Consider the following 13,273-nt stretch of genomic DNA (forward strand, 5'->3'; position numbering starts at 1 on the left):
ACCTTCCGTGAACCTGCTTTATTCCAATGACCGCAAGGGCCAGTACCCTGACAGTTGGTATGCCGCAACGGCACATCCGATGGATCGTTTTCCCGCGTTGTCAGACGACACCAAGGCGGATGTGTGCGTTGTCGGTGGCGGCTATACGGGGCTGTCCGCGGCTCTTCATCTGGCCGAAGCCGGGTTCGACGTCGTGCTGCTTGAAGCGCACCGCGTCGGCTTTGGCGCGTCGGGCCGAAACGGCGGCCAGTTGGGCAGTGCGCAGCGGATGGACCAGGAAGACCTCGAGCGTCTTGTTGGCGATGCCGACGCCGCCAGGCTGTGGGAACTGGCCGAAGACGCCAAGGATCTGGTCAAATCCCTGATTGCAAAACACCGGATCGCGTGTGACCTGAAACCCGGTGTCGCCGTTCTGGGCCTGAGCAAATCCGAGCAGAAAGAGCTGCATGACCACGCCGGCCATCTTTCCGAGCGGTATGGATACGACCAGATCGAGCTGCTGGACGAAAACGCGGGTCATTCGCTGTGCCCGTCACCAGCCTATCACGGGGGGTATCTGGATACGGGTGCGGCGCATCTGCACCCTTTGAACTTTGCGTTGGGATTGGCGCAAGCCGCGGCCAAAGCGGGCGTTCGCATCCATGAAAGCACCGAAGTGACCGGGATCGACGAGGGCCAGACGGCAGTGATCCGAACTGCACACGGCAACGTTCGGGCCAAGCACGTCATTCTGGCCTGCAACGGGTATCTGGGCGATCTCAATCGTTCCGTCGCCGCCAGGGTCATGCCCATCAACAATTTCATCGCGGCCACCGAACCCCTAGGAAAGGATGCCGCGCGGGTTTTGACCCGGGATGTGGCGGTTGCGGATACGAAATTCGTGGTGAACTACTTTCGCCTCAGCGCCGATGGCCGCCTCTTGTTCGGAGGCGGCGAAAGCTATGGCTATCGCTTTCCATCGGATGTCGCCGCCAAGGTCCGCAAACCCATGACGGAAATTTTCCCGCATTTGCGGGATGTGAAGATCGACTATGCCTGGGGCGGAACGCTGGCCATTACCATGCGGCGGATGCCGTATCTGGCCCGTGTTGCACCCAATATCCTTTCGGCTTCGGGATATTCCGGTCACGGTGTCGGCACTGCGACCCATGCCGGACAACTCATGGCGATGGCGATTCAGGGTCAGGCCGAAGGGTTTGACACAATGGCACGCGTGCCCGCCCTGTCTTTCCCTGGCGGCCCTGCCCTGCGCAATCCGTTGCTTGTGCTGGCCATGACGTGGTTCGCACTGCGCGACCGGCTTGGAATCTGATCCACGTAAATTGCGACAGATTGGTGAATTTTCGCCTGCCCGGCGATTGGGACTTGGATTGCCTTCCGAATACCTTTATCTTTCCCAAAGATAGAATTCGGGAAATCCAAATATGACGCTGCCCCCCAACGTTCACGACGCCGAGCCCATCCCTGCCGCCGCCAAGGACGCGATCGAGGTCCTGATGCAGTCAGGTGATCTGTTCCGATATACAGCACCGCAGGATGCCCCTGTGGCCTTGCTTGAGGCAGAGTTCGCGGAATTGTTGGGCACGAAGTACGCCTTGGCGGTGTCGTCCTGCTCGGCCGCGCTGTTTCTGTCACTTAAAGCTCTGGGCCTGCCCCGCGATGCGCGTGTTCTTATCCCGGGCTTCACCTTCGCTGCCGTACCGTCGTCGGTCGTCCACGCCGACTGCATTCCGGTTCTGTGCGAAGTGGGTGAAAACTATCGCATCGACATGGCCGATTTCGAAGCCAAGCTGGACAACGTTCAGGCTGTCATCATCAGCCACATGCGCGGGCATACATCCGACATGGATGCGATCATGGCCTTGTGCGACGCACGAAACATTCCGGTGATCGAGGATGCCGCGCATTCGCTGGGCACCACATGGCATGGCCGCAATATCGGTACGATCGGAAAGGCCGGATGTTTCTCGTTCCAATCCTACAAGATGATCAATGCCGGCGAAGGTGGCATCCTGATCACGAACGATGCAGATCTGGTCGCGCGGGCCGTCATCATGTCGGGCGCGTATGAACACAATTGGAAGAAGCACAAAGGTCCGCAGGGCGACAACTCACCCGAACTGCAAGAGGCCTTTGCCCGCTGGCAGAACAAGCTGCCGCTGTACAACCTTCGCCTGAGCAACCTCAGCGCCGCCGTTATCCGTCCGCAGCTTCCGGAACTGGCGCGCCGCGTCCGCGATGGCCTGGCGAACCACGATTACGTGGCCGGCCGCCTGAACACCTCGCCTCATATCGAGGTCCCCGCCCCGCTCCCCCCCGAGCAGCGTGCGCCGGACTCGATTCAGTTCAATCTTGTCGGAATGCAGGAACATGAGATCCGCGCCTTTGCCGCAGCGTCCGAGGCGCGCGGCGTCAAGGTTCAGGTTTTTGGTCTGAGCGAAGACAACGCCCGCGCCTTCTGGAACTGGCAATTCCTTCCGGAATCTTTCGACCTGCCCAAGACGCGCGACATGCTGATGAAGGCCTGTGACGTGCGCCTGCCCGTCCGCCTGACCCGCGAAGAGCTGGACGTGATTGCAGACATCCTGCTGGCATCGGTTGGCGAAGTGACCGGCCCGATGCCGGTTTACGGGACGTAAGACGAAGGCACTTTGAACAAGAAAGGCCCGCATGATGCGGGCCTGTTTCTTTGTTCGGAACGGATCAGTTCAGCTTGGACAGTTTTTGCTGCAACTCGGCCAGCTGTTTCTTGATGTCGTCCAGATCCTCTTTCGGTTCGGACTTGTCCTCTTCCTTTTCCGGGCTGGACCATCCGCTGGACAGCCCACTGGTCATCGCCTTCAGGAAAGCCTGTTGCTGCGCCTGCAACGCGTCAAAACCCGGCATCTGAGACATCGGATTCATCGCGCTCATGTTTTCCATCATCTTGTTTTGGCTCTCGCGCAGCATCTCGAACGAGCTTTGCAGAAACTGGGGCATCATTCCCCCGCCCGGCAGCATGTAGCTGCGCACCAGATCATTCAGTACATTCACCGGCAGCACGTTTTCACCCCGGCTTTCATGTTCGGCAATGATTTGCAGAAGATACTGGCGAGTCAGGTCATCGCCGGTTTTCAGATCAATGATCTGCACTTCGCGCCCGTCGCGGATGAACCCCGCGATGTCTTCGAGCGTCACGTAATCGCTGGTCTCGGTGTTATACAGCCGACGGCTGGCATAGCGCTTGATCAGCAGCGGTTTTTCTTGGTCCGACACCCGGTTCCCTCCCCAAGGATGATGCGTTGCAGCACAGGTTATGCGAGTGCAGCACAAAAAGAAAGGGCAGGTCAATGGACCTGCCCAACGCGATTGCACCTAATGGGAGGGTTGGGTGCGTTTCGCGGACGTTTCTTACTTTGCAGCTGCAGCTTTCTTGGCTGCGGTGGTGACCTCGTTGGTCGCCTTTTTCACGGCGGCGGTTGTTTCTTCCGCGACGTCTTTGCCGGCAGCCATCAGCAGCTCGACGGTTTCGGTCTGAACTTTTTTCGCGATTTCAGCGAAAGCGGCCAGGTTTTCAGCTGCAACTTCAGCCGACGCGCTTGCGAAGTCGGTTGCGGCTTTTGCATAATCAGCAGGCTCTGCCTTGGCTTTCGACATCTCGCTCAGCTTGGCCAGGGTGTCCTTGGTCCATTTGTTCGAGATCTCGGCCGATTTCTCAGCAGCTTCCAGAGCAACGCCCGACAGCTTCTCGTTCAGCGAAGCGGTCGATTTGAATGCACCTTCCATTGCGGTGGTGTCCACCGGAAATGCACCCATCATGTCTTTCATGATCGCGGTAAAGTCTTGGGTCTTTGCCATTGTCCTAATCCTTTTAGCCGGTCCGGGCCCACCCCGGGTTTCATCAGCTTGAGGACAATATGATTGCTGCACCGCAGCATTGCAAGTTTTTTCTTGCTGCGGTGCAGAATTCTTTAGTTTCAAAATGAAATCAGGCGTTTGGTTTCGCCACAACATAAGTTCCGGGTGCGGGTGCAAGGCTCGGGTGCTTCGAATCACCCGGTTCACGGGCCGGAACCTGCTTGCCGGACCGCTTCTTCAACCACGCGTTCCACATGGGCCACCAGGATCCTTCGTGATAATCTGCTTCTTTCAGCCAGGTGTTGGCGTCGGGTTTCATATCCGGGTTGGTGTAGTGGCCATACTTCTTCTTGCTGGGCGGGTTCACGATGCCCGCAATATGGCCCGATTCTGAAACCACGAAGGTTTTGGACCGCGAGCCCATTTTCTGCACGCCGCGGTAACAGTCTTTCCATGCCGCGATGTGATCGGTTTCACAGGTTATGGCCATCAGCGGCACATCCACGTCTTCGAGTTTCAGCTTGTGCCCCATCAACTCAATACCGTCGGTGGCGAACTCGTTGCGCTGGCAGAGACCTCGCAGATATTCCACGGCCATTTTTGCTGGCAGGTTTGCACCATCGCCGTTCCAGTAGAGCAGATCAAAGGCCGGAGGTACTTCCCCCATCATATAGCTGCGAATGGCCGGACCATAAATCAGGTCGCGTGATCGCAGGAACGACATGGTGCGCGCCATGATCCACGACCGCAGAACGCCCTCCTTTTTTACTTCTTCTTCGATCCCGTCGATGAAGTCGTTTTGCAGGAATGGCGTAAACTCACCCTGATCGGAGAAATCCGTCAGTGCCGTGAACAGCGTTGCGGATTTGACCGACTTGTCGCCACGCTGTTTCAGCAGGGACAAAGTCAGACTCAGCGTCGTGCCTGCGATGCAATAGCCCACAGCGTTGACCTGTTTGACCTTGCAGATCTTCTTGGCCGTTTCGATTGCGGTCAGGAAACCGTCCTGAATATAGTCTTCCATGCCGGTTTCGGCATAGCTTTCATCCGGGTTCACCCAGCTTACGACAAACAGGGTATAGCCCTGTTCGGTGATCCATTTGATCATGCTGTTCTGGGCTTTCAGATCCAGAATATAAAATTTGTTGATCCAGGGCGGGAACAGAACGATGGGTGTTTCATAAACCGTTTCGGTCACCGGCTTGTATTGAATCAGCTCCATCATCCGGTTGCGAAAAACAACCTCGCCCGGCGTTGTCGCCAGGTTTCCGCCAACCTCGAACGCGTTTTCATCCGCCAGTTTGACGACCAACTCGCCATCATTGGCCTCGAGGTCTGAAACGAGGTTCTCCAACCCTTTGATCAGCGATTGGCCTTCGGTCTCGACCGCCTTTTGCAGGGCATCCGGGTTCGTCGCCAGAAAATTCGTGGGCGCCATCATGTCGATGATCTGCTGCGAGAAATACTGTAGGCGTCGTTTGTCCTTTGCATCCAGATCATCGACCGACGAGACAGCCTGCGCAATCGCCTCCGCGTTTGTCTGGTATTGCTGCCGGATCAGTCGGAAATAAGGGTTTGTCTCCCAAAGGGGATTGGAGAACCGCTTGTCGCCGGGCTTGGTTTCCTCGGTTTCCAACTCACTTGTCGTCAGCGCTTTCTGCGCTTCGGCAAAGTTGAGAACCGACTTACCCCAGAATTCTATCTGTTGTTCCAACAGCTTGGCGGGATTTTGCCATGCCTCGGCCCAATACGCCGTTGCTGCTCTTGCGAAAAGCTCTTGATTCGGGCCATCCAGCGCGGGGGTGTGAGGCTTTTTCGACGCCATAATCTCGATCAGGCGCTTTGAGAGCTGCTCGACCTTTTCCATATTTTCTTTAATGCGTTCAATATGTTCTTCGGACACGACTGGCATTTGGCCTTCGCTAGTTGTCATTTTAACAATTCCACCCTAACCTCGCTGCTATGCAGAATAACGTCGTGGGTGCTGGGGGGCAAAGCGACGAATGGTCCGAATTATCAGACTGACACTCAGGAGGCCCCATTTATGCGCTATATGATGACCTACGACCTGATGGAGTCCATGCGTAACACCAACCAGTGGCTTGGTGCAACCGCAAGCGCGATGGCGTCCTACCCGCTGTTTTCCATGACACCCAACCCGGCGTTCAGCTGGATGGCCGCATGGGGCGAAGTGACCGAACGGACCTTCCAGCGAATGGTCGTCAAACCTGACTGGGGCATTCGAACCTTCACCTGCGAAGACGGCAAAGACCATCTGGTCGAGATCACGACGGTTCTGGAACGCCCCTTTGGCGATCTGGTTCATTTCCGCGTCAATGGACGGGAAGAACAACCGCGCAAGGTTCTGCTGGTTGCGCCCATGTCCGGCCATTACGCCACCTTGCTGCGCTCGACCGTCAAAAGCCTGCTGGTCAATTGCGAAGTCTACATCACTGATTGGCATAACGCGCGCGATATTCCTGTGTCTGCCGGCAAGTTCGATGTCGAAGATTATACGCTCTACCTTGTGGATTTCATGAAGGAACTGGGGCCGGACACGCATGTCGTGGCGGTTTGTCAGCCCGCCCCGCTGACTTTGGCGGCCACTGCCTATCTGGCCGAGGTGGAGCCCAAGGCTCAACCCAGTACCCTGACGCTGATTGGCGGGCCGGTGGACCCGGATGCGACTCCGACTGACGTTACCGACTTTGGACGACGTGTCACGATGGGTCAGCTGGAAGAGACCATGATTCAACGGGTCGGCTTCAAGTACAAAGGCGTCGGGCGTATGGTGTATCCCGGCCTGCTGCAACTGGCCTCGTTCATGTCGATGAACGCTGATCGCCACTCCAAGGCGTTTTCGGATCAGATTCAGCGTGTTATCCGCGACGAAGCTTCGGATCTGGATGCCCATAACCGGTTCTATGATGAATATCTTGCGGTCATGGACATGACGGCTGAATTCTATCTGTCGACGGTCGAACGCGTCTTCAAGAACCGCGAGATCGCACGCAACGAATTTGTTGTCGCCGGTCACAAGGTGGATATCGGCAAGATCACGGATGTTGCCGTGAAATCGGTTGAAGGTGCGAATGACGATATCTCGGCGCCCGGTCAATGCATTGCTGCACTGGACCTGTGCACCGGTTTGCCAGACAGCAAAAAGGCCAGCCACGTAGAACCGGGCGCGGGCCATTACGGCATTTTCGCGGGCCGCAGCTGGCGCGACAACATTCGCCCGCTTGTGATTGATTTCATGAACGAAAACAGCCGCAAGAAACGCCGCCGCGCAGCGAACAGCAACAAGGTCGCCTGAAGAACATGGGCGGGCCGACACATGTTGGTCTCGCCTTTTCCTGCATTTGCGGCCAGTTGAAGGGGCACATCTCGGACCGGGGCGTTCGGCTTGGAACCCATGTCGAGTGCTTTTGTCATGACTGCCGCGCGGCGCAGCTGTATTTCAGGCAGCCCGACCCGGCCCCCGGCCCGGTTGACATCTTCCAGATGGCACCGGATGAAATCGAAATCACCGCCGGAGGCCAATTCCTTTCAGCCATGAAGCTTGGCCCAAACGGCATGCTGCGATGGTATGCCAGCTGCTGCAACGCCCCGCTGGCAACGACGCCACAGACCGCACGTTTACCTTTTGCTGGGTTTATTGTCGGCAGGATTGCCGGCGATGTTTCCGCATTGGGGCCGGTCACGACCCGTGGGTTTGTCCCTCGGCCCGATGGCAAACAGAAACACGAAAAGGTCAGGTTTGCGGCGTTTGGCCTTTTGCGCCGCACCTTGCAATCGCGCCTGTCAGGACGCTGGAAGAATACGCCGTTTTTCGACCCTGAGACCGGCAAGCCCGCGGTCGTACCGAAAGTCATTTCGAAAGACGAACGGGCGGCGCTTTACCCCTAGACAAACCTTTGCGGGGTATTCAGCCAGGTTTCCAAGGCTTTGTTCACGGCATCGGGCGCTTCAAGCGGCAGCAGATGTCCGGCATTTTCGACGATCTCCAATGCGGCCTCTGGTATCAGGTCAGACATGAAAGAGTGCCGTTTGACCGGGGTAAGCGTGTCATGGGCGCCGCCCATGATCAAAGTTGGGACTTTGATGCGGCGCAACGAACCCTGTTGGTCTGGGCGGCGCTGCAAGGCACGCATTTGACGCACGAATATCTCGGCGCCCAGATCATTCGCCATTGCCAAAAGATCATTCAGAATGGGGATTCGCCGGGGCCCCGGCGCCAAAGTATCGGTGCCGACCAGTTGGCGCATGACCTCTTCCAGCCGCCCACCCAGGGCACCAATGATCAGGTCCTCGCGACTGGCCGCGATTTGAGGTGTATCCGCCTGAGCGTCCGTCGACATCAGGCACAGGCGCGACACCCGTTCCGGTGCCCGCCGGATCAACTCCAACGCCACCACACCGCCCATGCTCAGGCCGACCAGGGCAAACCGATGGGGAAGCTGATCCAACAGCCCCGAGGCGATTTCTTCAATACGCTCGCCTCCGGAAACAGGTGCAACAGTGACAGGCCGTACCCGTGACAGCGCCTCGATCTGAGGCCGAAACAGGCGGGCATCACACATCAATCCAGGCAACAACACCAGCGGCTCGATCACGCGGGGGTCTCCATCTGCTCGGTTTTCCGAGTCCTTCCAGTTGTTGTCAGGATGAAAGTTTTGCCGCAACCGGGCAAGGAAAACTTCACGGGTAGGCGATTGCTCGAAATGCCGGGAAATCGGCGTAACGGGATTGCCGGGCCGCAAGGTCTTCACCGGGCTCAGCGCCGGGCTTCAACAGACATCCACGCGGAGCAATATAGCTGTCGATCCGACGATGCGGTGTGGGCCGCCACACAAGGTTGAACGCGCATAGCTTGGGGAAGAACCAGATTTCGGAATACTCCAGATGATCGTGCATCCACCACGCCAGATCCCGCCAATCCCTGCCCCGCGCATATTGATCCGCGAACCACGGGATGACGATGGATGCCCCGGCGATCCGCGCATCCCCTTCCCCGCGATCCCAGATATGGCATTCCAACGGATTATCGTTTCGGGCACAGTTCAGTTTGTTTTCATTGCCAAATCGGTTCAAGGACGATGAGCGGTAGCCCGACCTGACCGCGACCCGGCCAAATGTCTCTTCCAAAGGGTCAAGAAGGGTTTCGCAGAACGCGCGTCCTGTTTCGATCGCCAGATCCGGGTTGTCCGGAATATTCTGCACTTGGTGGAAATTCCCGATTTCCGAATACAGAAAATCGCGCATGAAGAAATGCCGGGACAGGCGGACGCGACCCAGGGTCTCAAGGCTCCACATGCTGCCCGGCTTACGCATCTTGCATCCTTTTTCCCGATCAGGGTTTATTCCACCCCCAAGCCCTTGAGCCACTCCAGAATACCAGCAACGGTGGCATCGGTTTGACCCGGCGACATCAACCGCCCCGCGACAACATGTGACGACAGATCATCACCCGGCCCCATCGTCACCAGCCTGACCGTTGCCAGAGCGCCCCAGGCCTCGGCCACTTTGTGTGTCCGGTCCGGCCGCACAACCTGATCATCATCCGAAAACCAGAACAACGCAGGTATCAGGGCCTCGGAGAAATCCAGCGCATAGACCGTATCCACCAGCACGGACATCGGCACGACGGCTTCCCACGGGTAGACCGACGTCCAGTACCTGTTCTTCTCGGGGTCCGGCCCTGACACATCGCGTTCCGGCCCCATGAGAACGGGCAGCCAACTTCTTGCCCAAGGCAACGAAGGCACCCACGCCGCGACGGTATTCACACCAAAGTTCGGCGAGACGAAGACCATGCCAACAACGTCCTGGCTCAGGTCGGCATCCAACGCAGCGGCCGCCGCCAGCGTTCCTCCGGTCGAGGTGGAAATCACGATCACCTTTTCGCCGACCGCGCGCGCCGCTGCCAGCCCTTCGGCAGTGTCCTGCATCCAGCCCGAGGCGGTGCCTTCGGCCATCGCCGGCCCATCCCGACCGTGACCTTGCAACCGCGTGTAGACCAGATTGGCGCCCAAAGCGTCAGCCACCAGGTCAGGCACGGGGCGGATTTCCTCGGAACTTGCCGAAAAACCGTGGATGTACAAAACAGAATACGGCGTGCGCTGTTCCTTGAACCCGTCCTGCCAGACCACGCGCTTTTCTACACCCGGAACGATGTCATCATAGGCAGATTCGGTGCTTTCAAAATAAACCTGAACACCTTCACCAAATTTCCGAGACTCAAAAGTCGGGTGCAGGTTCACTTCCTCGCGCGGGCCGAACCAGTAGACCAGGCCGCCAAGAACAACCAGCGCCAGAAGCGCGCGCCCCAGAAACCAACCAAAGCGCCGCATCAGGCTTCTCCCAACACATCAAGAACCGCGGTCTCGATCAGGCGCAGGCACCTCTCGTCCGAGAACCGATGATCGGCCCCCTTGACCAACAGCAGCCGCATGTCGGAACCCGCAGCATGTTCCAGCAGCCGCACGGCTGTTTCAGTTGAAACTGCCGTGTCTGCGGTGCCTTGCAGGAAACGAACCGGGAACGGCAGATCCAGAGCGCCCCTCAGAACCAGATTCTGGCGTCCGTCTTCGATCATGCGCTTGGTGATGATGTAGGGTTCCATATAGTCGGACGGCAGCTCGACATGACCGACAGTGTCCAGCGCAGCTTTTTGTTCGTCGCTGAACGAAGCCCAGTAACCGTCTTCCGTGAAATCAGGCGCGGCAGCGATTGTGACCATGCCTGCGATTCGCTCGGGCATGACCTTGGCCAGCAGCAATGCCTGCCATCCCCCCATCGACGAACCGACAACGACCAAGGGTCCGTCCGTCAATGCCCTTACCGCTGCCAATGTGTCCTGATGCCAGTCGCCAATACAGCCCTCGGTAAACGCGCCCGAGCTTTCGCCGTGGCCGGAATAATCGAACCGCAAGAACGATTGCCCCCGCGCCTGCGCCCAGGCTTCCAGATGCACGGCCTTGGTGCCTTCCATGTCCGATTTGAGCCCGCCCAGAAAAGCGATGGTCGGCCCTACCCCTTCGGTCTTGTGATAAGCCAGTCGCCGCCCCTGCGGCGTCTCCAGAAAATTCGTCGCTGCCATGACACCTTCTTTCCTTTTACTGCATCATGCACGCCCCACCCCCGAGTGCAATTCCGCCCACTTCATCTTTTTCCAAATACTCCGGGGAGCGCGAGGGGCCGGCCCCTCGCCCCCCACTCTTGACTCAGGCACATCCACCTGCCACATGAGCCGAACACACATAACCCGCAACCGGGCGTTCAGTGGGCGCCAAACCGACGAGGAGAGCCGATATGGCCCTGGATTCTCAATCCGTCTCTCTCACCTTTCCCGATGGCAATGCACGCACCTACGCCGCAGGCGTCACGCCCGCGCAGGTGGCTGCCGACATCTCAACCTCGCTGGCCAAAAAGGCCATCTCGGCCACCGTTGACGGCCAGCACTGGGACCTGCAATGGCCCATCGAATCCGACGCGCAGATCGCCATCCACACCATGAAGGATGAGGCCCAGGCCAACGAGCTGATCCGCCACGATCTGGCCCATATCATGGCCCGCGCAGTTCAGGAGATCTGGCCCGCCACCAAGGTCACCATCGGCCCTGTCATCGAAAACGGCTGGTATTATGACTTCGACCGTGAAGAACCGTTCACGCCGGAGGATCTCGGCCTCATCGAGAAAAAGATGAAAGAGATCATCAACAAGCGTGATCCCGTCACCACCGAGGTCTGGGACCGTGAGCGCGCGATCGAGTTCTACAAGGCCAACAACGAACCCTACAAGGTCGAGCTGATCGAAGCCATTCCCGGCGACGAGCCGCTGCGTATGTACTGGCACGGCCACTGGCAGGATCTGTGCCGTGGTCCGCACCTGCAACACACCGGTCAGGTTCCGGGGGATGCGTTCAAGCTGATGTCCATCGCGGGCGCCTATTGGCGTGGCGACAGCGACCGCGCGATGTTGCAGCGTATCTATGGCGTGGCCTTCACCGGTAAGGAAAAGCTGAAAGCACACCTGCATATGCTGGAAGAGGCCGCCAAGCGCGACCACCGCAAGCTGGGCCGCGAGATGGACCTGTTCCACATGCAGGAAGAAGCCCCGGGTCAGATTTTCTGGCACCCCAACGGCTGGACGATCTACACCCAGTTGCAGGACTACATGCGCCGCCAGCAGCGCAACGGCGGCTATGTCGAGGTCAACACGCCGCAGGTTGTGGACCGCAAACTGTGGGAAGCTTCGGGCCATTGGGACAAGTATCAGGAAAACATGTTCATCGTCGAAGTGGACGAGGAACACGCACGTGAAAAGGCGATCAACGCGCTCAAGCCGATGAACTGCCCCTGCCATGTGCAGATCTTCAATCAGGGCCTGAAGTCCTATCGCGACCTGCCGCTGCGCATGGCTGAGTTTGGCTCGTGCAACCGCTATGAACCGTCAGGTGCGCTGCACGGTATCATGCGCGTGCGCGGCTTTACCCAGGACGATGGACACATCTTCTGCACCGAAGACCAGATCGAGTCAGAAACCGCAGAGTTCATCCGGTTCCTGTCCCGGATCTACAAGGATCTGGGATTCGAGAACTTCTCGGTGAAATTCTCGGATCGCCCCGAGAAACGGTCGGGGTCGGATGAAGTCTGGGACAAGGCCGAAGCCGCGTTGCTCAGCGCGACACGTGCTGCCGGGATCGAGCCGGAGCTCAACCCCGGCGAAGGCGCCTTTTACGGCCCCAAGCTGGAGTTTGTTCTGACCGACGCGATCGGTCGCGATTGGCAATGCGGCACGCACCAGGTTGACTTCGTGCTGCCCGAACGGCTGGATGCCACCTATATCGGCGCCGACGGCGGCAAACACCGTCCCGTTATGCTGCATCGCGCAACCTTGGGTTCGTTCGAGCGTTTCATCGGTATCCTGATCGAAGAACACGCAGGCAAGCTGCCCTTCTGGCTTGCCCCGCGTCAGGTCGTGGTCGCCTCCATTACCTCCGAAGCGGATGACTATGTCGCCGAAGTGGTCGAAACCCTGCGTGCTGCCGGCGTTCGGGCCGAAGCCGACATTCGCAACGAAAAGATCAACTACAAGGTTCGTGAACACTCGGTCGGCAAGGTTCCGGTCATTCTGGCCGTCGGCCATCGCGAAGTCGACGAACGCACTGTCAGTGTCCGGCGTCTGGGTGAAAAACAGACGCAGGTACAACCGCTTGACGTTGTAACAAACGAGCTGTCGCGGGCAGCCACCCCACCGGATTTGCTGTAACAATCGGCAGGAAATCGCAAGAAATCTGGCCCCCATTTTGGGGCCAGATTGAAACATTCCCCCCTTTCTTCATCAAAAACAATGCATTACGCTACAAGAGGGCACGCCGCCCCCTGACGTGCTTGTGAGACACGGGCTCGTGAATTCAACTCTGTCCACCAAG

Annotated in this window: 12 protein-coding genes; 5 read left to right on the forward strand and 7 right to left on the reverse strand. The window is 58.2% G+C overall.

Annotated elements, in window-relative coordinates:
* Positions 1-7 precede the first annotated feature (7 nt).
* Together NOR97_RS09925 and NOR97_RS09930 are read left to right on the forward strand one after the other, a co-directional pair.
* A complete protein-coding gene (locus NOR97_RS09925) occupies positions 8-1,312 on the forward strand; it encodes an FAD-binding oxidoreductase (RefSeq protein ID WP_306975914.1) in 1,305 nt (434 codons plus the stop codon).
* Positions 1,313-1,424: 112 nt separating this feature from the next.
* Complete coding sequence (locus NOR97_RS09930; RefSeq protein ID WP_257598994.1) at positions 1,425-2,639, forward strand: DegT/DnrJ/EryC1/StrS aminotransferase family protein; 1,215 nt, start codon at positions 1,425-1,427, stop codon at positions 2,637-2,639.
* Positions 2,640-2,703: 64 nt separating this feature from the next.
* Here the strand turns inward: NOR97_RS09930 and phaR are convergent, their stop codons facing one another.
* The 3 genes from phaR to NOR97_RS09945 all read right to left on the reverse strand — a co-directional run bounded on the left by phaR (position 2,704) and on the right by NOR97_RS09945 (position 5,770).
* Positions 2,704-3,255 carry a polyhydroxyalkanoate synthesis repressor PhaR gene (gene phaR / locus NOR97_RS09935; RefSeq protein ID WP_152458474.1) on the reverse strand — a complete coding sequence of 184 codons (552 nt, stop codon included), beginning with the start codon at positions 3,253-3,255 and terminating at the stop codon, positions 2,704-2,706.
* Positions 3,256-3,390: 135 nt separating this feature from the next.
* Positions 3,391-3,837, reverse strand: coding sequence for a phasin family protein (locus NOR97_RS09940; protein WP_170343848.1), 447 nt, complete (start codon positions 3,835-3,837; stop codon positions 3,391-3,393).
* 130 nt (positions 3,838-3,967) lie between these two features.
* On the reverse strand, positions 3,968-5,770 hold the full coding sequence (locus NOR97_RS09945) for an alpha/beta hydrolase (RefSeq protein WP_257598995.1): 1,803 nt from the start codon (positions 5,768-5,770) through the stop codon (positions 3,968-3,970).
* A gap of 111 nt (positions 5,771-5,881) precedes the next feature.
* On the opposite strand from NOR97_RS09945, the gene phaZ reads away from it, so the two are divergent.
* Both phaZ and NOR97_RS09955 read left to right on the forward strand, forming a co-directional pair.
* Entirely contained in the window at positions 5,882-7,153 is a 1,272-nt protein-coding gene (phaZ, locus tag NOR97_RS09950; RefSeq protein WP_170343846.1) for a polyhydroxyalkanoate depolymerase, read from the forward strand.
* A 5-nt stretch (positions 7,154-7,158) separates the two neighbouring features.
* Positions 7,159-7,746: a DUF6151 family protein gene (locus NOR97_RS09955; protein WP_257598996.1), complete on the forward strand. Its 588-nt coding sequence runs from the start codon at positions 7,159-7,161 to the stop codon at positions 7,744-7,746.
* Here NOR97_RS09955 and NOR97_RS09960 read toward each other — a convergent pair.
* From NOR97_RS09960 to NOR97_RS09975, 4 genes are all read right to left on the reverse strand, one after another.
* A complete protein-coding gene (locus tag NOR97_RS09960; RefSeq protein WP_257598997.1) occupies positions 7,743-8,453 on the reverse strand; it encodes an alpha/beta fold hydrolase in 711 nt (236 codons plus the stop codon). The two genes, NOR97_RS09955 and NOR97_RS09960, sit on opposite strands and share 4 nt — an antisense overlap.
* Positions 8,454-8,538: 85 nt before the next feature.
* A complete protein-coding gene (locus NOR97_RS09965) occupies positions 8,539-9,153 on the reverse strand; it encodes a hypothetical protein (RefSeq protein ID WP_257600862.1) in 615 nt (204 codons plus the stop codon).
* 44 nt (positions 9,154-9,197) lie between these two features.
* Positions 9,198-10,190, reverse strand: a complete 993-nt coding sequence (locus NOR97_RS09970) for a carboxylesterase (RefSeq protein WP_257598998.1) — start codon at positions 10,188-10,190, stop codon at positions 9,198-9,200.
* Positions 10,190-10,939, reverse strand: a complete 750-nt coding sequence (locus tag NOR97_RS09975) for an alpha/beta fold hydrolase (RefSeq protein ID WP_257598999.1) — start codon at positions 10,937-10,939, stop codon at positions 10,190-10,192. Before NOR97_RS09975 ends, NOR97_RS09970 begins: the two co-directional genes overlap by 1 nt.
* A 212-nt stretch (positions 10,940-11,151) precedes the next feature.
* On the opposite strand from NOR97_RS09975, the gene thrS reads away from it, so the two are divergent.
* Complete coding sequence (thrS, locus tag NOR97_RS09980) at positions 11,152-13,110, forward strand: threonine--tRNA ligase (RefSeq protein WP_257599000.1); 1,959 nt, start codon at positions 11,152-11,154, stop codon at positions 13,108-13,110.
* The last annotated feature ends 163 nt before the right edge of the window (positions 13,111-13,273 follow it).

Origin of the sequence: Ruegeria sp. YS9 (assembly GCF_024628725.1) — a bacterium.
Lineage (GTDB): Bacteria > Pseudomonadota > Alphaproteobacteria > Rhodobacterales > Rhodobacteraceae > Ruegeria > Ruegeria atlantica_C.

Excerpts from the sequence above, each read along its gene's own strand:
- NOR97_RS09930 (WP_257598994.1), top strand. The coding sequence starts at position 1,425 with ATGACGCTGCCCCCCAACGTTCACGACGCCGAGCCCATCCCTGCCGCC.
- NOR97_RS09940 (WP_170343848.1), bottom strand. The coding sequence starts at position 3,837 with ATGGCAAAGACCCAAGACTTTACCGCGATCATGAAAGACATGATGGGT.
- NOR97_RS09945 (WP_257598995.1), bottom strand. The coding sequence starts at position 5,770 with ATGACAACTAGCGAAGGCCAAATGCCAGTCGTGTCCGAAGAACATATT.
- phaZ (WP_170343846.1), top strand. The coding sequence starts at position 5,882 with ATGCGCTATATGATGACCTACGACCTGATGGAGTCCATGCGTAACACC.
- NOR97_RS09955 (WP_257598996.1), top strand. The coding sequence starts at position 7,159 with ATGGGCGGGCCGACACATGTTGGTCTCGCCTTTTCCTGCATTTGCGGC.
- NOR97_RS09965 (WP_257600862.1), bottom strand. The coding sequence starts at position 9,153 with ATGTGGAGCCTTGAGACCCTGGGTCGCGTCCGCCTGTCCCGGCATTTC.
- NOR97_RS09970 (WP_257598998.1), bottom strand. The coding sequence starts at position 10,190 with ATGCGGCGCTTTGGTTGGTTTCTGGGGCGCGCGCTTCTGGCGCTGGTT.
- NOR97_RS09975 (WP_257598999.1), bottom strand. The coding sequence starts at position 10,939 with ATGGCAGCGACGAATTTTCTGGAGACGCCGCAGGGGCGGCGACTGGCT.
- thrS (WP_257599000.1), top strand. The coding sequence starts at position 11,152 with ATGGCCCTGGATTCTCAATCCGTCTCTCTCACCTTTCCCGATGGCAAT.